Origin of the sequence: Biomaibacter acetigenes (assembly GCF_003691585.1) — a bacterium.
Taxonomy (GTDB): domain Bacteria; phylum Bacillota; class Thermosediminibacteria; order Thermosediminibacterales; family Tepidanaerobacteraceae; genus Biomaibacter; species Biomaibacter acetigenes.
In genome coordinates this window covers 341,737-367,861 of record NZ_CP033169.1, presented here as the reverse complement: position 1 = coordinate 367,861, position 26,125 = coordinate 341,737, and the positions used below count along the sequence as shown (strand labels likewise).

Sequence of the window (26,125 nt, the reverse complement as noted above, 5' to 3'; positions counted from 1 at the left end):
GAACGACATTGAAGATTGGAAAGGTGCCGCCAGAGTTATTGAAAAAAGCCGTATACCCTTTTTTAGGTATAAATAGAAAGGAAGTACTGGTCCATTCTGGTTTTGGAGAGGATTGCAGCGTCATAGATTTCGGCGAGTATGTGGCAGTAGCGTCCTCTGACCCTATCACCGGTGCGGATAGAAACAGCGGTTATCTCTCAGTGCTTGTCTGCTGCAACGATATTGCCGCCTGCGGCGCCGAGCCCCTGGGGATTCTTGTAACACTCCTCCTGCCTCCCGACTCAGGTGAGGATACTTTAAAAGCCCTGATGGAAAGCATTCACAGCGCTGCAGGCAAGATCGGCATCGAAGTTCTGGGCGGTCACAGTGAAATAACCCCTGCCGTCACAAAACCGGTGATTTCTTCCACAGCAATAGGTATAGCCAGAAAGGACGAATATGTCACATCATCCGGCGCCAGACCTGGAGATGACGTGATAGTGACAAAGGCTCTCGGGCTGGAGGGCTCGGCGGTGCTGGCTTCAGATTTTGAAGATGTTTTAAAAGGCAGCATACCTGTTGAACTTTTAAAAAAAGCTCAGGGGTTTATAGAAAAAATAAGCGTGATACAGGATGGGCTTACTGCCGCTGCCACCGGAGTGTCGGCCATGCACGACATAACCGAGGGCGGCCTTCTGGGGGCATGTTATGAATTGGCCGAAGCCTCCGGTGTAGGAGTAGAGATTTATGGCGACAAACTCCCCGTTTTGCCGGAAACCCGTTCCATCTGTGGCTTTTTCGGCATCAACCCCCTCGGGCTTATCTCCAGCGGCTCCATGCTCATCTGTGCACCCGATGGACAAAGGGTAATCAATGCTCTAGAAAAGAAGAGTATTCCCGCCACTATGGTGGGCAAAATTACTTCTGGAAACCATAAAATAATTATCTTAGATGGTACAAGATCTCCTTTGAACCCTCCTGAAAGGGATGAGCTTTATAGGGCTATAGAAATCGGAAAGCAATTGCAGATAAAATAATCCTGGTTGGATGGAAAAAGGCCGGAAATTCCGGCCTTTAATTCTTCAGCACCAGTATGTTTTTAGATATAGCCTCATCGGCGGCTATCCTGGTATTGCCCACCTTAAATACAAGGGAGGGGAATTTTTGCATTAGTGTCACCTGCATGCCCGGCAGCACTCCCAGGGCCATAAGTTTATTTAAGGTCTTTCTATCCTTTGCATTTATTTTTAAAATAGTTGCCTTTTCTCCTGCCTTAAGTTCCGTAAGGAATACTCCGCCGTCTCTTACCGCCATCATTCACTTTTCCCCCTTCCCAAAAGCCTCTTTAAAAGCCCGCTGGGTTTTACCATTTCAAAACCGCACCGGGGACACCTGATTCTGCCGCAGTGTCCGCTCATGGGGCATCCTTTGCAGGAAGCTGAACCCGGTGCCTTTTCATCGAACTCGAATCCACAAAAACTGCATTTCATCATAGTGCCACCCCCAGGGTAGTCAATATCCAGTTTAAAGCGACACCCGAGATAAAGGCAAAAGGTATGATAAATCCTACTATGGCAAGGGCGGTCTTTATTCCCCTTTCCTTGACCATTATGGAAAATTGTGCAATGCACGGCACGAAAAGGGTAAGCGTAGCCGATGCCACCACCATCTGAACACCGTTTAATGCTCCGCTCTTTTGCAGATCATAAAGTCCGGCCGCTCCGTAATCCCTGCGGAAAAATCCGAACAGGAAGGCTTCGGCGGCTTTTTCCGGCAGTCCCATGGCTTTCATCACCGGAGCAATGGCGTGCACTAAGATATCAAACAGGCCTGTCATCTTTCCGAACCATATTAATATACTGGCCAGGATAAACATAGGGACGATCTCAAGAAAATACCACTGCATCCTGGAAAAGGTCTTTTCCAGCACATTGGATATTTTGGGCATCCTGAGGGGCGGGACTTCCATATAAAAGTCCGGTCTTTCTCCCGGCAGGATCCTGGCCGTCAAATATCCGATGAACAAGAATACCAGCAGTATAAATCCGACCCAGATCCCCATGGCGTAAGGCCTGCCCGAAAGAAGAGCCAGAATTACGCCAAGCTGTGCCGAGCAGGGAATGGCCAGCGCCAGGAGAAGCGTGGCTATAATTCTTTCCCGCTTTGTTTCAAGGGTCCTGGAAACCAGGGTGGCCATGGTATCACATCCGAATCCCAGGGTCATGGGGATGACCGCCCTGCCGTTAAGCCCGATGGTCTTGAAAACTCGGTCCACCAGAAGGGCCAGCCTGGGCAGGTAACCCGAATCTTCTATAATGGAAAACACCAGGAAAAACGTGCCCACTATGGGCAGTATAATTGCCACCGCATACCTGATGCCCAATGTTATTATGCCGTAATCCAGGGCCAGCAGTTGCTGTAGGGGCTTATAAGGAATGAGTGAAACCACCACATGGTTTATCCATGGATTTATATATGTCTCGAAAATATTTCCCTCTATAAAGTCCACCACTGTTCCCGCGCCAAACTGGCCTACGAACTTATACAGTCCAAAATACAGCACCAGTAAAAGGATCGGAATGCCCGTTAAGGGCTTTATGGTAATACTATCCAGCCACCGTTCAAGAGATGATTCCTTTTTTCCTTGAGTCTTGATAACTTCTTTTAAGATCCTCTCCACTTTCCTCTGACGTTCAAGGGTTATCAAATACTGCAGGGGCTCAGGGCATGATTCCCTGGTCCTGTGTATTATTTTATTAATAACATCAAAATCCTTTTCCCTCTGCCTTACCAATGCCGTAATTTCCTCATCTTCCTGAAGAAGCAAAAGAGCAATAGACCTTTTTGACAACCTGTAATCTGATTTTAACAGTGCCTCGATGTCGCGGGCTGCCTTTTCTATTTCATTAAAATTCCGGTGTATGTTAAAGTTATGGTATTCAAGCGGCTCTTTTCTTATCATATTCCACCACCTTTCTCTTGAATTCAGCCATTCCACGGTTTAAAGCCGCGGCAGTTGCCGCCACAGGTATTTCCAGAATTTGACCCAGCTTTTCTATATCTACGATGCGCCCGATTCTTTCAGCTTCATCCATCATGTTGATGACCAGCATCACCGGCAAACCGGCCTCCTTCAGCTGCAGAGTGAGAGGCAGCATTCTCTCCAGGTTATTTGCATCCACCACATGGACTACTATATCCGGCTTTTCTTCCAAAAGCAGGGTTCTGGTAACCCTTTCTTCCTCGGTTATGGGGATAAGAGAATACATTCCCGGTGTATCTATGACTTCATATAAATCATCACCAATTTTACCGGTCCCCCTGGATACTTCCACGGTGGTGCCGGGATAATTGGAAACAGTGACATAGGAGCCGGTGAGGTAATTAAAGATTACGCTTTTACCTACATTGGGAGTCCCGACAAGAACCAGCTTACGCTTTTTTGATTCATTACTGCTTTCATCATGCTGTTTTTTACCAAAACGGTCCTTAAAATAGGAGAAAATGCTTCTTTTATTCCTGCAGCAATCCATTAATGGCCCCTCCTTGATAATCATTCTCAATGAACTTGTAAAAAAATACTTTTACGCTAACATTATATGATAATTGCTCTCACATGTCAATATGATTGAGATTGATTATTATTCACCAGGGGCAAAAACCTGCGGTTTTTCCGTGTTTTTTCCTCTTTTTTGTATAAGAATATAAATTTTGGTTATTATATAGACGTAACCTTCTCAAAGGGGGAGAGCTTATGGGGGATATTGACATAATAGCAGAGATTTCCGACATGAAAATAGTGGATTACCGGAATACTCTGGCACTGGCAAGCCTGATAGAGGTCCTTATTGAAAAAGGTGTAATAGGGAAAAACGATGTGGCTTTAAAAGCCCGGGAGCTGGATGGCATTTGTAATAAGGATTTAAAGAAGGACGGTAAAAATCGCGCTTTAACCAGGACAAAACCCTAAAAAGGGCAAAAAAAGGCAGCATAGAGCTGCCTTTTTTACATAATAAAAAAGTCCTGTTTACACACTGCTAAACCAAGACTTCGTCTTTTTCCTTGAACTCATGATATTTTTTATAAGAAAGCCTGACCAGGGATTTGTCCTGGCTGTAAGTTACTTTCTGAAGGGCTTCTTCCATGGGATAAAACCCACCTTCGCTAAAGCCGAGTTCAAAATTGGGAGCACAATTATCATTGAGAGTTTCCATTAAAAACCAGGTAATCTGATTGCATACGGGTCTTTGCCGGGTATAAGAATAAAACTCGTAACATGTTTCACCCACACAGGAAATAATCTTCGCATTCACACCTGCTTCAACCTTTACCCTGTCAATAGCCACTTCCTGAGCCAGCTTACCCGGCCGGATTATCCCCTTGGGCAGCACCCATTCTCCCTTTTCATTTTTAATAATCAAAACCTTATCACCGGAAAAAACCACTCCACCGGCACAAATCCTTGTCAGCATACTTCCTGCCTCCTTTTTTATCTATGGATTTAATAAATCCTATTTTAATATTTCGACACATTTTGCAAAATTCCTCTTTTATATTTTTCCATTATTTTCTCAACCTATAAACTTATCTTTAACAAAAGCTGTCAGCTCGTCTATGGCTTTGCACAGATTTTTTGTTTCATCGGCGTTAAGATGGTTTATATTTTCCATCAGAAGATTAAGAAAACCTTCTCTGAATTCTTCCAGAATCTTTTCCCCCATCGGTGTAATTTTTACCATGACTAACCTGCGGTCTTCAGGTAAATAAAAACGTTCAACAAATCCCTTTTCTACCAGCCTGTCCACCATCACCGTAAGGCTTCCGCAGGAAGTATGCACATATTCGCCGAATTCACTCATTTTGCTGGGCCCATAGTTTTTCAATGCAAATAAAACCCGGTACTGGTTTGGTGTTATGTCTACATTTCCTTTGCGAAGAAAATAAGACTTGTAAATCAATTTCATCCATCTACTCATTAACCTAAAAAGCTGCTCTATCGATTCTGCGATTTGTCTGTCATTATTATTCTCCAAGTCAAACACCTCTTGATAACATTATAACTTTAACCTACTTTTCACCCAACATTTCTATTTCCGGTAAATTTTTTTCTAAATCTCCCAGGTCATTACCTTCCTCTCCATGAAGTTTTTTTCCTGCGACTATACTCTTTTTCCATCTTCCGGTGAAATAATATCCCAGGCTCAGTGCAGTACTCAAAACAGAACTCGTTGTCATAGCAACCCATATTCCATCACTTCCCATGGAAGTATATTTTGATAGATAAAAAGCCAGCGGTACTCTCACAACCCATAGGGAAAACATGGAAATAATCATGGTAATAATTGTATCTCCAGCACCTCTTATGATTCCGTTCGACACCCACATTAGGCCAAAAGGAATGTACGATATCCCTAGAATTCTTAAAATAGTTGAACCTTCTCTCAATAGATTAATATCATTTGTAAATATCATCAATAATTTTCGTGGAATAAAAACAACCATCAGGGTTATAATACCTGAGATTATAACAGAAATCAAAGAAGACCACTTCATAACCTCATGTACCCTGTCGTATTTACCCGCTCCAAGGTTCTGGCCTGTAAGAGAAGAAGTGGCAAGGCCGATGGACATGGAGGGCATGAATGAAAAGGAGTCTATCTTTGAAGCCGCTCCCCAGGCCGCCACTATTGTAGGCCCAAAAGAGTTCACTACCGACATTATAACTGTAGAACCTAGCGCTACCACGGTCTGCTGTATGCCCGCAGGAAGCCCTATCTTGACAATCTTCTTTGTTAACTCCCTATCATATTTAAAATTGCTTAGTTTTACAGTCAAAAAATGCCCTACTCCATCCAGATATCTTACTGCAAGATAAAAGGATATGCCCTGAGAAATTATTGTGGCCAGTGCTGCTCCGTTGATCCCCATTTTGGGAATCGGTCCGAAGCCAAAAATGAACACCGGGTCCAGCACTATGTTTATCATTGTGGTGTAAAAAAGGAATCTCAGCGGTGTTCTGGAGTCGCCCAATCCTCTCAGCACGGCGCTTATGACATTATATCCGAACATGAATATAAGCCCTGCAAAGATTATATTTAAGTAACTTGATGCCGGATTTATCAGTTCCTGAGGAGTGTTCATTAATACTAGAATAACCTTATGAAAAATGATTCCTATTATGGATATTGTAATGGATGCGATGGTAAGCAGGAACATGGAATTGTTTATGGTCTTTTTAACCATATCATTATCTCCTGCACCCTTGTATTGTGCTACTAATACTGTTGTAGCCATGGTAATTCCCATAACAAGAGAAACCAGTATAAAGATTATGGGAAAGCTTACCGAAACTGCTGCCAGGGCATTTGATCCCAGAAATTTTCCTACCCATATGGTATCCACCGTATTGTATAGAGTTTGTAACAAATTGCCGAGGAACAATGGTATTGTGAATTTTATAAGGTGCTTTGGTATGCTTCCTCTGGTAAAATCCCTTGATAACTCTATGGATTTCTTATTATTGTTTGACAATTTTTTCACTCCCGCAAAATTATATTACCACTATAACTATTATTCTCTTTTATTTTTGTAATATAAATATTTTATTATCAAAGTTTTTGTTATTTAAAAATCTACCTTGTATTTAAGGTAGATTTTCTAAAATTTAATCCCGGCAGTGACCTACTCTCCCAGGGGAAATCCCCAAGTACCATCGGCGCTGGAGGGCTTAACCTGTGTGTTCGGCATGGGAACCGGTGTTTCCCCTCCGCTATGACCACCGAGAAAAATTTTTGCACCTTCAAAATTGCACAGTGAAAGGTTTTGTTTTTGGTCAAGCCCTCGACCTATTAGTATCAGTCGGCTCAAGGCCTCACAGCCCTTACACCTCTGACCTATCGACCGGATAGTCCTTCCGGTGTCTTACTCCCTTTTAGGGATGGGATACCTTATCTTAGGGGGGGCTTCGCACTTAGATGCTTTCAGCGCTTATCCCTGCCGGACTTGGCTACTCAGCGGTGCCGTTGGCACGACAACTGATACACCATCGGTCCGTCCACCCCGGTCCTCTCGTACTAGGGGCAGCTCCCTTCAAGTATCCTACGCCCACGACGGATAGGGACCGAACTGTCTCACGACGTTCTGAACCCAGCTCGCGTGCCGCTTTAATGGGCGAACAGCCCAACCCTTGGAACCTACTTCAGCTCCAGGATGCGACGAGCCGACATCGAGGTGCCAAACCTCCCCGTCGATGTGGACTCTTGGGGGAGATCAGCCTGTTATCCCCAGGGTAGCTTTTATCCGTTGAGCGACGGCCCTTCCATCCAGTGCCGCCGGATCACTAAGCCCGTCTTTCGACCCTGCTCGAAGTGTCTTTCTCGCAGTCAGGCTACCTTATGCCTTTGCACTCAATGCGCGATTCCTAACCGCGCTGAGGTAACCTTTGGGCGCCTCCGTTACCTTTTAGGAGGCGACCGCCCCAGTCAAACTGCCCACCTGACTATGTCCCCCAGCCGGCTTACGGCCTTGGGGTTAGAACCTCAGTACCGAAAGAGTGGTATCCCAACGTCGGCTCCCCTGACCCTGACGAGCCAGGTTCTCTGCCTCCCACCTATCCTGTACATTCAGTGCCGAAATCCAATGTCAGGTTGCAGTAAAGCTCCATGGGGTCTTTCCGTCCAGTCGCGGGTAATGAGTATCTTCACTCATATTACAATTTCGCCGGGCCCCTCGTCAAGACAGCGCCCAAGTCGTTACGCCATTCGTGCGGGTCGGAACTTACCCGACAAGGAATTTCGCTACCTTAGGACCGTTATAGTTACGGCCGCCGTTCACTGGGGCTTCGGTTCTGACCTTCGCTTGCGCTAAGCCATCCCCTTAACCTTCCAGCACCGGGCAGGCGTCAGCCCCTATACGTCGGATTCCTCCTTAGCAGAGACCTGTGTTTTTGCTAAACAGTCGCTTGGGCCTCTTTGCTGCGACCCTTTCGCAAAAGATTGCTCTTCGCTACTCGGGCACCCCTTCTCCCGAAGTTACGGGGTCAGTTTGCCGAGTTCCTTAACGAGGGTTCTCCCGTTCGCCTTAGGATTCTCTCCTCACCTACCTGTGTCGGTTTGCAGTACGGGCACCCTTGACCTCGCTAGAGGCTTTTCTTGGCAGTTTGGGTTCGGCTGCTTCGGTACTTTTGTTCCCTCCCCATCACCCTTCAGCATCACCGGACGGATTTGCCTGTCCGGCTTGCCTTTGGGCTTGGACACACTCTACCAACCGTGCGCTCAGCTTACCCTCCTGCGTCACCCCTTCGCTCAATCGGTCTCGGGTGGCACTGGAATTTCCACCAGTTGTCCATCGCCTACGCATTCACAGCCTCGGCTTAGGCCCCGGCTTACCCTGAGCGGACGAACCTTCCTCAGGAATCCTTAGGCTTTCGGCGGGCAGGATTCTCACCTGCCTCTCGCTACTTATACCGACATTCTCTCTTCCTATCGGTCCACCATACTTTACAGTACGACTTCTGCCCAATAGGAACGCTCCCCTACCACAGAAGCAAAATCACTGACATGCTCAAGCTATTTTAAACCTTTAGCTTGAAAACATTTGGCGAAAAGCTTTTAATTTATTTTTTTTATTCGTAGCTTTTCGCAAGACTGTTTTTGTTTTGCTTGAACACATAAGTGATTTTGCTTCTGTCCGCAGCTTCGGTGTAAACCTTGAGCCCCGTTACATTTTCGGCGCAGTACCGCTCGACCAGTGAGCTATTACGCACTCTTTGAATGAATGGCTGCTTCTAAGCCAACATCCTGGTTGTCTTCGTAGTACAACATCCTTTACCACTTAGGTTTACTTGGGGACCTTAGCTGACGGTCTGGGCTGTTTCCCTCTCGACTATGAAGCTTATCCCCCATAGTCTGACTCAAAGCTATTTCTTACCGGCATTCGGAGTTTGATAGGGTTCAGTAACCTTTTCGGCCCCTAGCCCATTCAGTGCTCTACCTCCGGTAAGGTCCTGCTTTGGCTAGCCCTAAAGCTATTTCGGGGAGAACCAGCTATCTCCGTGTTCGATTGGCATTTCACCCCTACCCACAGCTCATCCCATGACTTTTCAACGTCAACACGGTTCGGGCCTCCACGGAAGGTTAGTTCCGCTTCACCCTGGCCATGGGTAGATCACACGGTTTCGGGTCTACTGCATCAAACTTGTCGCCCTCTTCAGACTCGCTTTCGCTTCGGCTCCGGAGCTTTACTCCTTAACCTCGCTTGATACAGTAACTCGCCGGTCCGTTCTACAAAAAGTACGAGGTCGCTTGCGCTCCCTCCGTTTGTAGACACACGGTTTCAGGTGCTATTTCACTCCCCTCCCGGGGTGCTTTTCACCTTTCCCTCACGGTACTTGTTCTCTATCGGTCGTAAGTGGGTATTTAGCCTTGGGAGATGGTCCTCCCTGCTTCCCACGGGATTGGCGTGGCCCGTGGTACTCTGGATGTGTCAGGCGGGTCTTCCGGTTTCGCATACAGGGCTTTCACCTTCTGTGGCCCCGCTTTCCAGCGGTGTTCTGCTACCTTTGGCCTCGCCTTGCTCTCCCGTCCCAAGCTCGACACTCCTCAACCCCTTGCATGCAACGGTGACGGCCTTGCACATGCAAGGTTTGGGCTCTTCCCTTTTCGCTCGCCGCTACTTAGGGAATCGATGTTTCTTTCTTTTCCTCGGGGTACTTAGATGTTTCAGTTCCCCCGGTGTCGCTTCCCATACCTATGGATTCAGTACGGGATACCTCAGGTTCGCCTGAGGTGGGTTCCCCCATTCGGATATCCCCGGATCAATGCTTGCTTGCAGCTCCCCGGGGCGTTTCGCCGCTCGCTGCGTCCTTCGTCGCCCTCTTACGCCTAGGCATCCTCCGTGTGCCCTTGTTCGCTTGACCTTCGCGAAATTGTTTCTTCTTACCCTTCACTGTGCAGTTTTCAAGGTGCAACTTTTTAACTAAAATCAGTGTTACGCCCGGTCAATTTCTCCTTAGAAAGGAGGTGATCCAGCCGCACCTTCCGATACGGCTACCTTGTTACGACTTCACCCCAATCGCTGACCCCACCTTAGACGGTTTTCCCGGCTTCGGGTGTTGCCAACTTTCGTGGTGTGACGGGCGGTGTGTACAAGGCCCGGGAACGTATTCACCGCGGCATGCTGATCCGCGATTACTAGCGATTCCGCCTTCATGCAGGCGAGTTGCAGCCTGCAATCTGAACTGGGACCTGTTTTCAGGGGTTTGCTCAGGATCGCTCCTTCGCTTCCCGCTGTTCAGGCCATTGTAGCACGTGTGTGGCCCAGGCCATAAAGGGCATGATGATTTGACGTCATCCCCACCTTCCTCCGCATTGTCTGCGGCAGTCTACTTAGAGTGCCCACCTTCCGTGCTGGCAACTAAGTATAGGGGTTGCGCTCGTTGCGGGACTTAACCCAACATCTCACGACACGAGCTGACGACAACCATGCACCACCTGTGCAGGCTCCCTCGGTTTCCCTTGGGTCGATCCCCTTTCGGTTCTCTACTACCTGCATGTCAAGGCCTGGTAAGGTTCTTCGCGTTGCTTCGAATTAAACCACATGCTCCACCGCTTGTGCGGGCCCCCGTCAATTCCTTTGAGTTTCAACCTTGCGGCCGTACTCCCCAGGTGGGTCACTTATTGCGTTAGCTCCGGCACGGAGTGCTTGACCACACCCCACACCTAGTGACCATCGTTTACGGCTGGGACTACCGGGGTATCTAATCCCGTTCGCTCCCCCAGCTTTCGCGCCTCAGCGTCAGTTACAGGCCAGGAAGCCGCCTTCGCCACTGGTGTTCCTCCCGGTATCTACGCATTTCACCGCTACTCCGGGAATTCCACTTCCCTCTCCTGCACTCAAGTGATGCAGTTTTATCGGCAAGCCCGGAGTTGAGCCCCGGGTTTTTACCGATAACTTGCATCACCGCCTACACGCCCTTTACACCCAGTAATTCCGGACAACGCTCGCCCCCTACGTATTACCGCGGCTGCTGGCACGTAGTTAGCCGGGGCTTCCTCCTCGGGTACCGTCCTCTTCGTCCCCGATGACTGAGCTTTACAACCCGAAGGCCTTCTTCGCTCACGCGGCGTCGCTGCGTCAGGGTTTCCCCCATTGCGCAATATCCCCCACTGCTGCCTCCCGTAGGAGTCTGGGCCGTGTCGCAGTCCCAGTGTGGCCGGCCACCCTCTCAGGTCGGCTACCCATCGTTGCCTTGGTGGGCTGTTATCCCGCCAACTAGCTAATGGGCCGCAGGCCCATCCATCACCGCTTAGTCGCTTTCTTCACTTACCATGCGGTAAGTAAAGGTATCGGGTATTACCCCGGGTTTCCCCGAGCTATCCCCGTGTGATGGGTAGGTTGCCTACGTGTTACTCACCCGTCCGCCGCTGCATCGGGAAGTGAGAGGCGAGAAGTTTGATGTGGGTTTCGTTGAAATTGGCTTCGCCAATTTCTTCTATTCCCACTTCCTACTTCGCACTTCTCACTTCCCAACGCCGCTCGACTTGCATGTGTTAGGCACGCCGCCAGCGTTCGTCCTGAGCCAGGATCAAACTCTCATGTTTAATCTTAACGCTCTCTTTCGAGCTTTGATTTCTTGTTTGGGCTTTTTGCCTGTGGTTTTCTTGAAGTTCGATGTTCGTTGTTTGAGGTTCGATTAAGTCGGAATTGCCTTAAGGGCAATTCCTTCTATTCGAACTTCTAACTTCGAACTTCGAATTTCAGGCGTAACACTGATTTAGTTTTCTAGGTGCTTTATTGCGTCACAGTTATTTATATTACCACGTCTCTTCCCCTTTGTCAACACCTTTTGTTAATTTTTTTTGATGCTGACTTTTCGCTCTCTTGCCGTGGCTTTAGCGGCTCTTTTTCGCCGCTCCCCGTGGCGCTTTTGTATATTACCATATTACCTGCCGTGTTTTCAAATAACCATATTCGCATTTAGCGGTTTTTAAAGCCACATATTTGTTATAAAATATTTAATGCTTCTTATGGCTCTCTTATGCTCCGGTTTATATATTAATTAACATCAGCCCTTCCCCTTTTCCATATACCTCACCAGCCCATCCACCAGCGCGTAGGCCTCTGCATTGGTGAGAAATTCCAAGCGTTTTCTCACCTGCCGGTAGGTGGTCTCGTCTATAATCTTTTCTTCCAGTAGCTCTTTATAATCTCCGTAATCGCTTCCCAGAATCCTGTTTAGTATTTGAATATAATCCCTTCCGGCTATAGGTTGATTGAGGTCAAAGCCATCCAGAGCATGCATGTTAATCTTCAGGGGTGAGTTGTAATTGATAAGGATAAACATACGGCGAAAGGTTTTTGTGGTAGCGGCTTCATTCAGGCGGTAGTCGTTATCATATTCTTTGGAGAGCATGGCCTTATCCCTGAGGCGCTGGATATAGGGATAAGCCCAGCTTTTTATCTCCGGATTTTCCACTTTTATGGGAGTTAGGTCCACTCCCTGTTTTGTGAGAATGGCCCGTATTTCCTGGATCATTTCATAGCTATGAGCCATTTTCCGAAAGCTTACATTTTTTTCAATGGCAAGTTTGGCCGCCACTCCCGCTGCTTGCCCTAGGGCCATGCCCACAGGCACTGTCCTGGCGCTACCGTGGGCTACCGTATCGTAGCTTGCGCTGCGGCTGGCCACCAAAAGGCCATCAACCTTTTTTGGCACCATGACCCCCAGGGGAATCCCGTAGGGATTGGTACCGTTTAAAGCACTGCCGGTCTGGCCCTTTTCCCGGGCCTGGAGGTCTATCGGATAGCTACCGAAAGCCACCGCCATCCCCTGGTTCCTGTTTTCAAATACATCTTCCGCCGTCAAAGTGTATTCCCCTTCTATGTGCCTGGATTCTCTTACGTAAAGCTCCGGGGCCACACCAGCTAATTCGACATTTTCAAAACCGGGGGCGTTTTTTCGCATGAATTCTATTATGCCCGGTAATTCGGCTTTGGCCCTCTCCACGGCCTCCCGCTTTTCTTCCTTATCCAGGGGGTTTAAATGAAATATTTGCAGTGCATTTATTACTACCGTGCCGTCTTTTTGCCTGCCGGCGTTCAGCCCTCTTATCTGGATGTGGGGGTCTTTCGTGGGCGCTTTAAACATCACTTCGTATCCCCAGGCACTCCTGTCAGTGGCCCCACTGTACGGATTTTTGTCGCTCTGCAGGTAAGAAACCACTCTTCTCCAGTTGACGTTTTTTACAGAAAAAACCAGAGTAGTAGCCCCTATTTCGCCAGGAAAACCCAGGTCCTCTCTGCCGAATTTATATGGCGCACCACACATGGCAGCTATATCAGCATCCTGGGTAGAATCTATTACCACCTGCCCCAGAGCCCTGTAAGCTCTGCCTTTCCTTTTGAATGCAATTCCTCGGACATTATTTCCTTCCATTATGGGCTTTAGGTCCGAAGCTTCCAGCAACACCTTTACCCCGGCCTCTTTCAGCATATCCTCAAAAGCTCTCTGGGCTGTAGGTATGTTGAAGGCCACATCCCCGCCCAAGCGCCGTTGAAATTCACTGAAGATTCCCTTGTTGACCACTTCTCTAGTTTTTTTGCTCCTGTAATTCATGTCCAGGGTGTTGAGCCACCCAACGGTGTAAAGGCCTCCTACCCTGTCCCGCGGATCCACCAGCACTGTTTTAAGTCCGTTCCTGGCGGCGGATACAGCTGCGGCTATCCCTTCGGGCTCGGCCCCCACTACCACCACCTGGTAACCCAGTTCTTTGGGGTTTGAAGACACTACTATTCTGGCGGGATGCCCGGCTTGGCCCAGATCGTCACCGTCTAAACTTGATGAAACTTTCCAGTCGTCGCATCCCTCTGTAGTTAATATAAAAAACGCTATCATCATGACCACGATCCACTTTTTCATACACTTTCTCCTTCACTGACACTACTTTATTCAAATTGTCGCTTTTTTCCCACAAAACACGGTAATCCAGTGCACCTGCCACTTCCCTCATTTTGGAATATATATTTCTCTGGCTGCCATTTTACCTATGTCTTTATTTTTTTCCTCAGCATTCGGGATGATACAAAAACCCTTCCTCCGGTAATTCCTTCGCTGTCTCTGATTTTCATCAATTCTTTGTTGGCCTTGTCCTTGAGGTTTTGGTCTATTTCGATTAAAAAGTTACTATTTTAGTCCCATTTCCATCATACAACACATGCCCATATTTTCATATTCTAAGATAGTTTATACAAATATTATATGTAACTAATTTTCTGTGTTCAAGTCTGTTATAGAGGTTAAAAAAATCTTCTTTTTAGGAAAAGAATTAAAGAATGTATATCGTTTTTATAAATTCTGTGCGGTTTTGCCATCAATACATTTTTTAAAAGTAGTACACATCTCTACATTTTTTATATACTATTATTTGGCAAAATAAAAAATCTACCTTGTATTTAAGGTAGATTTTCTAAAATTTAATCCCGGCAGTGACCTACTCTCCCAGGGGAAATCCCCAAGTACCATCGGCGCTGGAGGGCTTAACCTGTGTGTTCGGCATGGGAACCGGTGTTTCCCCTCCGCTATGACCACCGAGAAAAATTTTTGCACCTTCAAAATTGCACAGTGAAAGGTTTTGTTTTTGGTCAAGCCCTCGACCTATTAGTATCAGTCGGCTCAAGGCCTCACAGCCCTTACACCTCTGACCTATCGACCGGATAGTCCTTCCGGTGTCTTACTCCCTTTTAGGGATGGGATACCTTATCTTAGGGGGGGCTTCGCACTTAGATGCTTTCAGCGCTTATCCCTGCCGGACTTGGCTACTCAGCGGTGCCGTTGGCACGACAACTGATACACCATCGGTCCGTCCACCCCGGTCCTCTCGTACTAGGGGCAGCTCCCTTCAAGTATCCTACGCCCACGACGGATAGGGACCGAACTGTCTCACGACGTTCTGAACCCAGCTCGCGTGCCGCTTTAATGGGCGAACAGCCCAACCCTTGGAACCTACTTCAGCTCCAGGATGCGACGAGCCGACATCGAGGTGCCAAACCTCCCCGTCGATGTGGACTCTTGGGGGAGATCAGCCTGTTATCCCCAGGGTAGCTTTTATCCGTTGAGCGACGGCCCTTCCATCCAGTGCCGCCGGATCACTAAGCCCGTCTTTCGACCCTGCTCGAAGTGTCTTTCTCGCAGTCAGGCTACCTTATGCCTTTGCACTCAATGCGCGATTCCTAACCGCGCTGAGGTAACCTTTGGGCGCCTCCGTTACCTTTTAGGAGGCGACCGCCCCAGTCAAACTGCCCACCTGACTATGTCCCCCAGCCGGCTTACGGCCTTGGGGTTAGAACCTCAGTACCGAAAGAGTGGTATCCCAACGTCGGCTCCCCTGACCCTGACGAGCCAGGTTCTCTGCCTCCCACCTATCCTGTACATTCAGTGCCGAAATCCAATGTCAGGTTGCAGTAAAGCTCCATGGGGTCTTTCCGTCCAGTCGCGGGTAATGAGTATCTTCACTCATATTACAATTTCGCCGGGCCCCTCGTCAAGACAGCGCCCAAGTCGTTACGCCATTCGTGCGGGTCGGAACTTACCCGACAAGGAATTTCGCTACCTTAGGACCGTTATAGTTACGGCCGCCGTTCACTGGGGCTTCGGTTCTGACCTTCGCTTGCGCTAAGCCATCCCCTTAACCTTCCAGCACCGGGCAGGCGTCAGCCCCTATACGTCGGATTCCTCCTTAGCAGAGACCTGTGTTTTTGCTAAACAGTCGCTTGGGCCTCTTTGCTGCGACCCTTTCGCAAAAGATTGCTCTTCGCTACTCGGGCACCCCTTCTCCCGAAGTTACGGGGTCAGTTTGCCGAGTTCCTTAACGAGGGTTCTCCCGTTCGCCTTAGGATTCTCTCCTCACCTACCTGTGTCGGTTTGCAGTACGGGCACCCTTGACCTCGCTAGAGGCTTTTCTTGGCAGTTTGGGTTCGGCTGCTTCGGTACTTTTGTTCCCTCCCCATCACCCTTCAGCATCACCGGACGGATTTGCCTGTCCGGCTTGCCTTTGGGCTTGGACACACTCTACCAACCGTGCGCTCAGCTTACCCTCCTGCGTCACCCCTTCGCTCAATCGGTCTCGGGTGGCACTGGAATTTCCACCAGTTGTCCATCGCCTACGCATTCACAGCCTCGGCTTAGGCCCCGGCTTACCCTGAGCGGACGAACCTTCCTCAGGAATCCTTAGGCTTTCGGCGGGCAGGATTCTCACCTGCCTCTCGCTACTTATACCGACATTCTCTCTTCCTATCGGTCCACCATACTTTACAGTACGACTTCTGCCCAATAGGAACGCTCCCCTACCACAGAAGCAAAATCACTGACATGCTCAAGCTATTTTAAACCTTTAGCTTGAAAACATTTGGCGAAAAGCTTTTAATTTATTTTTTTTATTCGTAGCTTTTCGCAAGACTGTTTTTGTTTTGCTTGAACACATAAGTGATTTTGCTTCTGTCCGCAGCTTCGGTGTAAACCTTGAGCCCCGTTACATTTTCGGCGCAGTACCGCTCGACCAGTGAGCTATTACGCACTCTTTGAATGAATGGCTGCTTCTAAGCCAACATCCTGGTTGTCTTCGTAGTACAACATCCTTTACCACTTAGGTTTACTTGGGGACCTTAGCTGACGGTCTGGGCTGTTTCCCTCTCGACTATGAAGCTTATCCCCCATAGTCTGACTCAAAGCTATTTCTTACCGGCATTCGGAGTTTGATAGGGTTCAGTAACCTTTTCGGCCCCTAGCCCATTCAGTGCTCTACCTCCGGTAAGGTCCTGCTTTGGCTAGCCCTAAAGCTATTTCGGGGAGAACCAGCTATCTCCGTGTTCGATTGGCATTTCACCCCTACCCACAGCTCATCCCATGACTTTTCAACGTCAACACGGTTCGGGCCTCCACGGAAGGTTAGTTCCGCTTCACCCTGGCCATGGGTAGATCACACGGTTTCGGGTCTACTGCATCAAACTTGTCGCCCTCTTCAGACTCGCTTTCGCTTCGGCTCCGGAGCTTTACTCCTTAACCTCGCTTGATACAGTAACTCGCCGGTCCGTTCTACAAAAAGTACGAGGTCGCTTGCGCTCCCTCCGTTTGTAGACACACGGTTTCAGGTGCTATTTCACTCCCCTCCCGGGGTGCTTTTCACCTTTCCCTCACGGTACTTGTTCTCTATCGGTCGTAAGTGGGTATTTAGCCTTGGGAGATGGTCCTCCCTGCTTCCCACGGGATTGGCGTGGCCCGTGGTACTCTGGATGTGTCAGGCGGGTCTTCCGGTTTCGCATACAGGGCTTTCACCTTCTGTGGCCCCGCTTTCCAGCGGTGTTCTGCTACCTTTGGCCTCGCCTTGCTCTCCCGTCCCAAGCTCGACACTCCTCAACCCCTTGCATGCAACGGTGACGGCCTTGCACATGCAAGGTTTGGGCTCTTCCCTTTTCGCTCGCCGCTACTTAGGGAATCGATGTTTCTTTCTTTTCCTCGGGGTACTTAGATGTTTCAGTTCCCCCGGTGTCGCTTCCCATACCTATGGATTCAGTACGGGATACCTCAGGTTCGCCTGAGGTGGGTTCCCCCATTCGGATATCCCCGGATCAATGCTTGCTTGCAGCTCCCCGGGGCGTTTCGCCGCTCGCTGCGTCCTTCGTCGCCCTCTTACGCCTAGGCATCCTCCGTGTGCCCTTGTTCGCTTGACCTTCGCGAAATTGTTTCTTCTTACCCTTCACTGTGCAGTTTTCAAGGTGCAACTTTTTAACTAAAATCAGTGTTACGCCCGGTCAATTTCTCCTTAGAAAGGAGGTGATCCAGCCGCACCTTCCGATACGGCTACCTTGTTACGACTTCACCCCAATCGCTGACCCCACCTTAGACGGTTTTCCCGGCTTCGGGTGTTGCCAACTTTCGTGGTGTGACGGGCGGTGTGTACAAGGCCCGGGAACGTATTCACCGCGGCATGCTGATCCGCGATTACTAGCGATTCCGCCTTCATGCAGGCGAGTTGCAGCCTGCAATCTGAACTGGGACCTGTTTTCAGGGGTTTGCTCAGGATCGCTCCTTCGCTTCCCGCTGTTCAGGCCATTGTAGCACGTGTGTGGCCCAGGCCATAAAGGGCATGATGATTTGACGTCATCCCCACCTTCCTCCGCATTGTCTGCGGCAGTCTACTTAGAGTGCCCACCTTCCGTGCTGGCAACTAAGTATAGGGGTTGCGCTCGTTGCGGGACTTAACCCAACATCTCACGACACGAGCTGACGACAACCATGCACCACCTGTGCAGGCTCCCTCGGTTTCCCTTGGGTCGATCCCCTTTCGGTTCTCTACTACCTGCATGTCAAGGCCTGGTAAGGTTCTTCGCGTTGCTTCGAATTAAACCACATGCTCCACCGCTTGTGCGGGCCCCCGTCAATTCCTTTGAGTTTCAACCTTGCGGCCGTACTCCCCAGGTGGGTCACTTATTGCGTTAGCTCCGGCACGGAGTGCTTGACCACACCCCACACCTAGTGACCATCGTTTACGGCTGGGACTACCGGGGTATCTAATCCCGTTCGCTCCCCCAGCTTTCGCGCCTCAGCGTCAGTTACAGGCCAGGAAGCCGCCTTCGCCACTGGTGTTCCTCCCGGTATCTACGCATTTCACCGCTACTCCGGGAATTCCACTTCCCTCTCCTGCACTCAAGTGATGCAGTTTTATCGGCAAGCCCGGAGTTGAGCCCCGGGTTTTTACCGATAACTTGCATCACCGCCTACACGCCCTTTACACCCAGTAATTCCGGACAACGCTCGCCCCCTACGTATTACCGCGGCTGCTGGCACGTAGTTAGCCGGGGCTTCCTCCTCGGGTACCGTCCTCTTCGTCCCCGATGACTGAGCTTTACAACCCGAAGGCCTTCTTCGCTCACGCGGCGTCGCTGCGTCAGGGTTTCCCCCATTGCGCAATATCCCCCACTGCTGCCTCCCGTAGGAGTCTGGGCCGTGTCGCAGTCCCAGTGTGGCCGGCCACCCTCTCAGGTCGGCTACCCATCGTTGCCTTGGTGGGCTGTTATCCCGCCAACTAGCTAATGGGCCGCAGGCCCATCCATCACCGCTTAGTCGCTTTCTTCACTTACCATGCGGTAAGTAAAGGTATCGGGTATTACCCCGGGTTTCCCCGAGCTATCCCCGTGTGATGGGTAGGTTGCCTACGTGTTACTCACCCGTCCGCCGCTGCATCGGGAAGTGAGAGGCGAGAAGTTTGATGTGGGTTTCGTTGAAATTGGCTTCGCCAATTTCTTCTATTCCCACTTCCTACTTCGCACTTCTCACTTCCCAACGCCGCTCGACTTGCATGTGTTAGGCACGCCGCCAGCGTTCGTCCTGAGCCAGGATCAAACTCTCATGTTTAATCTTAACGCTCTCTTTCGAGCTTTGATTTCTTGTTTGGGCTTTTTGCCTGTGGTTTTCTTGAAGTTCGATGTTCGTTGTTTGAGGTTCGATTAAGTCGGAATTGCCTTAAGGGCAATTCCTTCTATTCGAACTTCTAACTTCGAACTTCGAATTTCAGGCGTAACACTGATTTAGTTTTCTAGGTGCTTTATTGCGTCACAGTTATTTATATTACCACGTCTCTTCCCCTTTGTCAACACCTTTTGTTAATTTTTTTTGATGCTGACTTTTCGCTCTCTTGCCGTGGCTTTAGCGGCTCTTTTTCGCCGCTCCCCGTGGCGCTTTTGTATATTACCATATCCCTAGCTCTGTTTTCAAATGTGGATATGTCTTTTTATAAACCTCTATTTGCAGATTTTACCCATAACATATTTTATGCTCACTAAAGCTTGATTATGCTAAGGTTCTTAATTCGGAAAAAACACGCGGCAAAATCAACTGATAACGTTGATTGCCGCGCATTTCTTCAGGATAGGCCATATGCTTATGCTTTAGGCCTCATAGTGGGGAATAGAATTACATCTCTGATAGAATAGGAATCTGTAAGAAGCATAACGATACGGTCGATCCCTATACCAAGGCCGCCCGTGGGGGGCATGCCGTGTTCCAGCGCATTCACAAAATCCTCATCAAACACATGGGCTTCTTCATCGCCGGCTTCTCTTTCTTTCAACTGTTGGAGGAACCTTTCCCTCTGGTCTATGGGATCGTTCAGTTCCGAAAAAGCGTTGGCCATCTCGCGCCGGGTGATAAAGGCCTCAAATCTGTAAGTCAAATCGGGGTTGTCCTCTTTTTTCTTGGCGAGAGGCGATATTTCTATGGGGTAATCCAGTATAAAGGTGGGCTGCACTAGGTTTTGCTCCACCTTTTCTTCAAAAATGAGGTTCAATATCTTGCCCCTGGTGTCCTGATCGCCTACTTCCTCTATATGTAGGTCTTTTGCCACTTTCCTTGCCTCTTCATCGGTTTTTAATTCATTAAAATCAATACCTGTATATTTCTTAACGGCATCTATCATGGTCATCCTGTTCCAGGGAGGTGTGAGGTCGATTTCCTCTCCCTGGTAGCTGATTTTAGTTGTCCCCAGAACTTCCATGGCCACATGGGAAATTAAATCCTCCGTGAGCTTCATCATATCATTGTAATCGGCATACGCCTGGTATAGCTCCATCATGGTAAACTCGGGATTGTGCTTTATGGATATGCCTTCATTTCTAAAATCCTTGCCTATCTCGTAGACCTTTTCGAAACCGCCCACTATGAGCCTCTTTAAATAAAGTTCTGTAGCAATGCGCAGATAAAGGTCTATATCGAGGGCGTTATGGTGTGTTATAAAAGGCCTTGCCGCGGCGCCTCCGGCCAGGGGTGTCATCATGGGAGTCTCCATTTCTATAAAGCCGCGGCTGTCCAGGTAGTTCCTGATACTTTTTATGATCTTGCTTCTCGTTATAAAAGTTTTCTTTACATCTGGATTTACTATCAAGTCCAGATATCTCTGCCTGTATCTTATGTCCACATCCTTTAGACCGTGCCATTTTTCCGGTAACGGCCTCAGGGATTTTGACAGAAGTGTGAGTTTATCCACCGATACGGAGATTTCTCCTTTATGAGTCCTGAAAACGCTACCTTCGATGCCCACTATATCCCCGAGGTCAAGTTTGCCGAATAATTCAAATGTTTTTTCGTCCACACTGTCCTTTTTAATATATACCTGTATTCTCCCCGCTTGGTCCTGCACATCAAAAAAGGCCGCCTTCCCGTGGCCGCGTATGGCCATTATCCTTCCGGCTATAACAACCTTTTTGCCTTCAAATTCTTCAAAGCTGTCCTTGATTTGCTGGGAATGATGAGTGACGGGAAATTTCTCGCCATAGGGATTTATCCCCATGCCTTTTATGTCCTGTAGTTTTTGTAGGCGTATTTTCATTATTTCATTTAAATCTTCCTGAAAATTTTCCATGAAAAAATCCTCCATCCGATTTATTCAGCACATAAAATCATATGATAATATATTATTTCATAATATCCATGATTTCATATCTTATGAGTCCTGCGGGAACATTTACCTCTACCACAGAGCCTTTTTTAGCTCCCAGCAGTGCGCTGCCCACGGGAGACTCGTTGGATATCTTAAATTCAATAGGATTTGCTTCGGCGGAACCAACTATGGTATATTCGAAGACGTCTCCTGTATCCAGGTCCTTTACCTTTATTTTTGAACCGATACTTACCGTTTCGGTGGAGATATCCACATCGTCTATTAGTTTGGCATTCCTTAGCTTTTCCTCAAGGGCAGCTATGCGGCCTTCCACAAAAGCCTGCTCGTTTTTAGCCTCATCGTATTCGGAGTTTTCACTGATATCTCCAAAGTCAATGGCCTGTTTTATGCGGGCCGCTATCTCCCGTCTTTTTACAGATTTTAAATATTCCAGCTCCTCCTCTAGTTTTTTCAGTCCATCCTGTGTGAGCACTACTTCCTTTTTCGCCATTTATTTTCTCCCCTCTTAAATATGTTTAGAAATTGTATGTCCCTAATATATGCTATGCCAAAGCTATTTATTCAGGTAATAAACGCCTGTACTTGGCCTTAAAATTTAGAACAAGCACTAATGGCTTTACCATCAGTGCTTGGTTATTCTATCTTCTATTACTTCTTGATATTATAATCCAGCAAAGAAGTTCTGTCAAGAATTTTCATATATTTTTTGTAGGGGAATTTTTCGGTCTCGACGTTATGAGTCCCGGCAATGTAGTCCCGATTTAAAAATTCTTGACCTGAACAGGATATTTATGTTATAATATCAATCAATTGAGAACAGGCCTTTTATTTAAAATAAAAGGTCGGGCGTCTAACCATGATGTAGAAATGTAAACTTGTGGGGCTCAACCCACAAGTTTTTTGTTACTTTATATGAAAAAACAACAAAGGGGTTGTAAATTATGGAAAATGAAAATAAACATAAAAATAATATCCGACAGATTCAAAAAGTTTTATGGATCATACTGGGCCTTAATTTTCTTGTATCTATAATAAAACTTATCGTAGGATATTCCATATCATCTGCCAGTATGGTAGCCGACGGGTTTCACTCTTTTTCCGACGGAAGTTCCAACATAGTGGGCCTGGTAGGGTCTGCCATAGCAGCCAGGCCCGCCGACAAAGACCATCCTTACGGCCACAGGAAATACGAGACCTTCACCGCCATAGGCATTGCCCTGATGCTTTTTTTAGTCAGTATTAATGTCATTAAAAGCGGAATAGACAAAATCTACCACCCCCAGGTGCCTCAGGTGGATATATACGGGTTCCTGGTCATGATATTTACCATTGCAGTAAACATTTTTGTTGTCGTCTATGAGTCCAGACAGGGCAAAAAGCTTCACAGCGACATCCTGGTTTCCGATGCCATGCATACCACAAGCGATATATATGTATCACTGTCGGTCATACTCAGTTTGATAGCGGTAAGGCTGGGTTACCCCATACTGGATGCAATAATTTCCTTCGTAATAGCCGCTTTAATTATAAAAGCTGCCGTTGAGATACTGATAAGCTCCAGCAAGGTGTTATGCGATGCGGCGGTGGTGGACCCTGAAGAGGTCATCTCGGTGGTGTCCGGAGTAGACGGTGTATTAAACTGTCATAAAGTTAGGACCCGGGGCCGTGAGGACGATTTTTCCATGGACCTTCACATCCTGGTCAACCCCGATATGACCGTGGAGGAATCTCATAAGCTTCATCATAGCATTGAAGAAGCCGTAAAGAAAAAGTTTGCCGGTGTCCACTATATTGAGATTCACATAGAACCATATAAAGGTATGGTGGCTAACTCTTAGTAAAAGCACCTAAAAAAATAACCTGTATCGAAACGATACAGGTTTTTGTTTCTTGATCGACTACTTCAGTATTTTTAAAAACAAAAACAAGCTGAGAGGGGCAGTATGCACACTTCGGATGCTAGATATCAGAAATGAGAGGTCGGAATATAATTACTTTTGTTATATTTCTCGGTAGAACCAAAGCCGCGAGCGGCATCCTCTGCAAAGAGCTCGGAAAAGTTTTTAAGTTCCAGGAAAGACAGGTCTTTTATCTTTTTATCTTTTTTAATGCAGTAAGACACCATCTTGCCCACCACCTCATGGGCCTTTCTAAAGGGCATGCCTTTTTTCACCAGGTATTCGGCGTAGTATGTGGCATCGGCAAAACTGTTCTCTACGGCCTCGGCCATATTTTCTTTTTTGAATTTTGCAGTTAAAAGCACCTTGGGCAGTATCTCCAGGCAGGCACAAATGGTCTCGGCAGCATCAAAGAGCGCTTCTTTATCTTCCTGCATATCCCGGTTATAGGCCAGGGGCAGCCCTTTCATGATGGTGAGCATGGAAATAAGGTCACCGAAGACCCGGCCGGATTTTCCCCGGACAAGTTCTGCTATATCGGGATTTTTCTTCTGGGGCATGATGCTGCTGCCCGTGGCAAAGGCATCGTCCAGCTCCATATAATTAAATTCATCGGTATTCCAGAGGATTATCTCTTCTGCCATCCTGGAAAGGTGAACCATGAGGATGCTGGCACAGGATAAAAACTCCAATACAAAATCTCTGTCGCTTACGGCATCCATGGTGTTTTCATAAATCCTTGAAAATCCCAGCAGCTCTCTGGTGTATTCCTTATCCGTCGGAAGAGTAGTCCCTGCCAGGGCGCAGGCTCCCAGGGGCATTATATCGGTACGCTTCAGGGCATCGCAAAACCTCTCTTTATCCCTCTCTAGCATATAGTAGTATGCTTTAAGATGATAGCCGAGGGTCACCGGCTGGGCCTTCTGGAGGTGTGTATAGCCCGGCATCACGGTATCCACGTGCTTTTCCGCCAGTTTCCACAGGGCGCCGCAAAAGTGCTCCAGGAGCCTTACTACTTGAACCGTCTTTTCTTTAACATAAAGGTGCATATCCAGGGCCACCTGGTCGTTACGGCTCCGGGCCGTGTGGAGTTTCCCTGCCACAGGACCGATTTTTTCCGAAAGGCGGTTTTCGATGTGCATATGGATATCTTCCAGCTTTGAGGTGAATTCAAAATTTCCCTCTTCTATCTCGATCTTGATTTCCACCAGGCCCTTAATTATGAGGGCCGCATCTTCCTTGGAAATGATGCCGCACTTTGCCAGCATCCTGGCATGGGCGATGCTTCCAATAATGTCCTGATTATACAATTTTTTATCAAAATCTATGGAGGATGTGAACTTTTCCACGAGAGCGTCGGTTTCCTTTTCGAAGCGCCCGCCCCAGAGCTTTTTGCTCATGCTTTCACCTCCCGATCTTAAGACCGTTTATGATCAATAACATTAAAATTTTCTACTTTGAAAATGCCTTTTTACATATATTAGAGTTTCACAAAGTGGCATGCGTGTTTACACTAAAAACTCGTTTTTTATCCTTCAAATGGTCTCAAAAATGTGTCAAAAGAACTGTCCCCATAACACATTGCTACTTCGAAGCTTTCGCCGAATTCACGATAGCATTGACTTTGGTTGGCAAGCCCCACAGAGTTATGAATCCTTTGGCGGAATTGTGGTCAAACATGTCTTTTACATCTTCGGCGTAAGTGGCAAGGTTAAGGTCGTAAAGGGAATTGGGCGACTTTCTCCCTACTACTTTGGCGTTGCCCTTGAAGAGTTTTACCCTTACGGTACCATTCACCACTTCCTGGGTCTTGTCTATGAAGGCATCAAGGGCGTCTTTAAGGGGAGAAAACCACAATCCGTCATAAATAAGCTCCGCGTATTTCTGTTCTATGCAGTATTTGAAGTGAAGCACGTCTTTGGTCAGGGTCAGGTGTTCCAGATCCTGGTGAGCCTTTATAAGCAGCAGTGAAGCCGGGCATTCATAGTTTTCCCTGGATTTTATGCCTACTAAACGGTTCTCCACATGGTCTATGCGGCCAAAGCCGTTTTGTCCTGCTATTTTATTCAGCGTTTTTACCAGTTCTACTGGGGGCATCTGTTTGCCGTCCAGAGCTATCGGGATGCCTTTTTCAAAAGTAATCTCTATATACGTGGGGGTGTTCGGCGCCTTTTCTGGTGAAACGGTCCACTCAAAAGCCTCCTCCGGCGGCTCCACCCAGGGATCCTCCAGCACCCCGCACTCGATGCTGCGGCCCCACAGGTTCTGATCGATGCTGAAGGGGTTATCTTTTCCGATGGGTATTGGAATGTCGTTCTTTGCTGCATAGTCTATCTCCTCCTCCCGGGACATGGGCCATTCCCGTACCGGAGCTATTATCTCCAATTCCGGGGCCAGGGCCGTCACCGAAACATCAAACCTCACCTGATCATTACCCTTGCCGGTGCAGCCATGGGCCACCGCAAAAGCGCTCTCCTTTTTGGCCACATCCACCAGGAGTTTGCATATGAGCGGCCTCGAAAGCCCGCTGCTCAATGGGTACACTCCCTCATACATGGCGTTGGCCTTCAATGCCGGGAATGCATAATCCTTCAAGAATTCCTCCTGGGCATCCACCATGTATGACTTTATGGCACCTATTTTTTCTGCTTTGGCCTTTACAAATTCCAGGTCCTTGCCCTCGCCCACATCGACGCAGAGGGCGATAACCTCGCTGTCGTACTTCTCCTTCAGCCACTTGATGGCTACCGATGTATCAAGACCTCCAGAATAAGCTAAAACGATTTTTTTCATTTTTGT

15 protein-coding genes and 6 rRNA genes are annotated in these 26,125 nt (G+C 48.0%); 3 read left to right on the top strand and 18 right to left on the bottom strand.

Annotated features, from left to right (window positions below; genetic code table 11):
• The first annotated feature begins 8 nt into the window (after positions 1–8).
• Positions 9–1,016 (top strand): AIR synthase family protein, encoded by a 1,008-nt coding sequence (locus tag D2962_RS01765; protein WP_122013919.1) that lies wholly within the window; start codon positions 9–11, stop codon positions 1,014–1,016.
• 37 nt (positions 1,017–1,053) lie between these two features.
• Here the strand turns inward: D2962_RS01765 and D2962_RS01760 are convergent, their stop codons facing one another.
• The 4 genes from D2962_RS01760 to D2962_RS17385 are packed head-to-tail and all read right to left on the bottom strand — an operon-like array spanning position 1,054 to position 3,512.
• Positions 1,054–1,296 carry a FeoA family protein gene (locus tag D2962_RS01760; RefSeq protein ID WP_245984840.1) on the bottom strand — a complete coding sequence of 81 codons (243 nt, stop codon included), beginning with the start codon at positions 1,294–1,296 and terminating at the stop codon, positions 1,054–1,056.
• Entirely contained in the window at positions 1,293–1,472 is a 180-nt protein-coding gene (locus D2962_RS01755; protein WP_122013918.1) for a hypothetical protein, read from the bottom strand. The genes D2962_RS01760 and D2962_RS01755 overlap by 4 nt, the downstream gene beginning before the upstream one ends.
• On the bottom strand, positions 1,469–2,941 hold the full coding sequence (locus D2962_RS01750; protein WP_162991054.1) for a ferrous iron transporter B: 1,473 nt from the start codon (positions 2,939–2,941) through the stop codon (positions 1,469–1,471). The genes D2962_RS01755 and D2962_RS01750 overlap by 4 nt, the downstream gene beginning before the upstream one ends.
• Positions 2,919–3,512 (bottom strand): FeoB small GTPase domain-containing protein, encoded by a 594-nt coding sequence (locus D2962_RS17385; protein WP_162991053.1) that lies wholly within the window; start codon positions 3,510–3,512, stop codon positions 2,919–2,921. The genes D2962_RS01750 and D2962_RS17385 overlap by 23 nt, the downstream gene beginning before the upstream one ends.
• Positions 3,513–3,733: 221 nt before the next feature.
• Between D2962_RS17385 and D2962_RS01745 the strand changes: the two genes are divergently transcribed.
• The gene (locus D2962_RS01745) at positions 3,734–3,949 is read left to right on the top strand and encodes a hypothetical protein (protein WP_122013917.1); all 216 of its coding nucleotides are present in this window, start codon (positions 3,734–3,736) and stop codon (positions 3,947–3,949) included.
• A 67-nt stretch (positions 3,950–4,016) separates the two neighbouring features.
• Here the strand turns inward: D2962_RS01745 and D2962_RS01740 are convergent, their stop codons facing one another.
• From D2962_RS01740 to greA, 12 genes are all read right to left on the bottom strand, one after another.
• Positions 4,017–4,451 (bottom strand): NUDIX hydrolase, encoded by a 435-nt coding sequence (locus tag D2962_RS01740; RefSeq protein ID WP_122013916.1) that lies wholly within the window; start codon positions 4,449–4,451, stop codon positions 4,017–4,019.
• A gap of 99 nt (positions 4,452–4,550) precedes the next feature.
• A complete protein-coding gene (locus D2962_RS01735; RefSeq protein WP_120769032.1) occupies positions 4,551–5,012 on the bottom strand; it encodes a MarR family winged helix-turn-helix transcriptional regulator in 462 nt (153 codons plus the stop codon).
• A 34-nt stretch (positions 5,013–5,046) separates the two neighbouring features.
• The gene (locus D2962_RS01730) at positions 5,047–6,510 is read right to left on the bottom strand and encodes an MATE family efflux transporter (RefSeq protein WP_162991052.1); all 1,464 of its coding nucleotides are present in this window, start codon (positions 6,508–6,510) and stop codon (positions 5,047–5,049) included.
• A 137-nt stretch (positions 6,511–6,647) separates the two neighbouring features.
• Positions 6,648–6,762 (bottom strand): 5S ribosomal RNA (gene rrf / locus D2962_RS01725).
• A gap of 45 nt (positions 6,763–6,807) precedes the next feature.
• Positions 6,808–9,895 (bottom strand): 23S ribosomal RNA (locus D2962_RS01720).
• A gap of 96 nt (positions 9,896–9,991) precedes the next feature.
• Positions 9,992–11,579, bottom strand: a 16S ribosomal RNA gene (locus D2962_RS01715).
• The 16S, 23S and 5S rRNA genes sit together here, the layout of an rRNA operon.
• A 464-nt stretch (positions 11,580–12,043) precedes the next feature.
• Positions 12,044–13,897 carry an FAD-dependent oxidoreductase gene (locus D2962_RS01710; protein WP_122013915.1) on the bottom strand — a complete coding sequence of 618 codons (1,854 nt, stop codon included), beginning with the start codon at positions 13,895–13,897 and terminating at the stop codon, positions 12,044–12,046.
• Between the two features lie 558 nt (positions 13,898–14,455).
• A 5S ribosomal RNA gene (rrf, locus tag D2962_RS01705) occupies positions 14,456–14,570 on the bottom strand.
• A gap of 45 nt (positions 14,571–14,615) precedes the next feature.
• Positions 14,616–17,703: ribosomal RNA gene (locus D2962_RS01700) — 23S ribosomal RNA — on the bottom strand.
• Between the two features lie 96 nt (positions 17,704–17,799).
• Positions 17,800–19,387: ribosomal RNA gene (locus D2962_RS01695) — 16S ribosomal RNA — on the bottom strand.
• Positions 19,388–19,913: 526 nt separating this feature from the next.
• Positions 19,914–21,404: a lysine--tRNA ligase gene (gene lysS / locus D2962_RS01690; RefSeq protein ID WP_425456599.1), complete on the bottom strand. Its 1,491-nt coding sequence runs from the start codon at positions 21,402–21,404 to the stop codon at positions 19,914–19,916.
• Between the two features lie 37 nt (positions 21,405–21,441).
• Complete coding sequence (gene greA, locus D2962_RS01685) at positions 21,442–21,918, bottom strand: transcription elongation factor GreA (RefSeq protein WP_120768533.1); 477 nt, start codon at positions 21,916–21,918, stop codon at positions 21,442–21,444.
• 451 nt (positions 21,919–22,369) lie between these two features.
• Here greA and D2962_RS01680 point away from each other — a divergent pair, with 451 nt between their 5' ends.
• Positions 22,370–23,266: a cation diffusion facilitator family transporter gene (locus tag D2962_RS01680; RefSeq protein ID WP_122013913.1), complete on the top strand. Its 897-nt coding sequence runs from the start codon at positions 22,370–22,372 to the stop codon at positions 23,264–23,266.
• A 128-nt stretch (positions 23,267–23,394) separates the two neighbouring features.
• Here D2962_RS01680 and argH read toward each other — a convergent pair whose 3' ends face one another.
• Both argH and D2962_RS01670 read right to left on the bottom strand, forming a co-directional pair.
• Positions 23,395–24,726 (bottom strand): argininosuccinate lyase, encoded by a 1,332-nt coding sequence (gene argH / locus D2962_RS01675; RefSeq protein WP_120768529.1) that lies wholly within the window; start codon positions 24,724–24,726, stop codon positions 23,395–23,397.
• Positions 24,727–24,910: 184 nt separating this feature from the next.
• A complete protein-coding gene (locus tag D2962_RS01670) occupies positions 24,911–26,119 on the bottom strand; it encodes an argininosuccinate synthase (RefSeq protein WP_122013912.1) in 1,209 nt (402 codons plus the stop codon).
• Positions 26,120–26,125 lie beyond the last annotated feature (6 nt).

Coding starts and splice junctions, on each gene's coding strand:
- D2962_RS17385 (WP_162991053.1), bottom strand. CDS start 3,512: ATGGATTGCTGCAGGAATAAAAGAAGCATTTTCTCCTATTTTAAGGAC.
- D2962_RS01710 (WP_122013915.1), bottom strand. CDS start 13,897: ATGAAAAAGTGGATCGTGGTCATGATGATAGCGTTTTTTATATTAACT.
- argH (WP_120768529.1), bottom strand. CDS start 24,726: ATGAGCAAAAAGCTCTGGGGCGGGCGCTTCGAAAAGGAAACCGACGCT.
- D2962_RS01760 (WP_245984840.1), bottom strand. CDS start 1,296: ATGATGGCGGTAAGAGACGGCGGAGTATTCCTTACGGAACTTAAGGCA.
- lysS (WP_425456599.1), bottom strand. CDS start 21,404: ATGGAGGATTTTTTCATGGAAAATTTTCAGGAAGATTTAAATGAAATA.
- D2962_RS01755 (WP_122013918.1), bottom strand. CDS start 1,472: ATGATGAAATGCAGTTTTTGTGGATTCGAGTTCGATGAAAAGGCACCG.
- greA (WP_120768533.1), bottom strand. CDS start 21,918: ATGGCGAAAAAGGAAGTAGTGCTCACACAGGATGGACTGAAAAAACTA.
- D2962_RS01745 (WP_122013917.1), top strand. CDS start 3,734: ATGGGGGATATTGACATAATAGCAGAGATTTCCGACATGAAAATAGTG.
- D2962_RS01740 (WP_122013916.1), bottom strand. CDS start 4,451: ATGCTGACAAGGATTTGTGCCGGTGGAGTGGTTTTTTCCGGTGATAAG.
- D2962_RS01750 (WP_162991054.1), bottom strand. CDS start 2,941: ATGATAAGAAAAGAGCCGCTTGAATACCATAACTTTAACATACACCGG.
- D2962_RS01680 (WP_122013913.1), top strand. CDS start 22,370: ATGGAAAATGAAAATAAACATAAAAATAATATCCGACAGATTCAAAAA.
- D2962_RS01670 (WP_122013912.1), bottom strand. CDS start 26,119: ATGAAAAAAATCGTTTTAGCTTATTCTGGAGGTCTTGATACATCGGTA.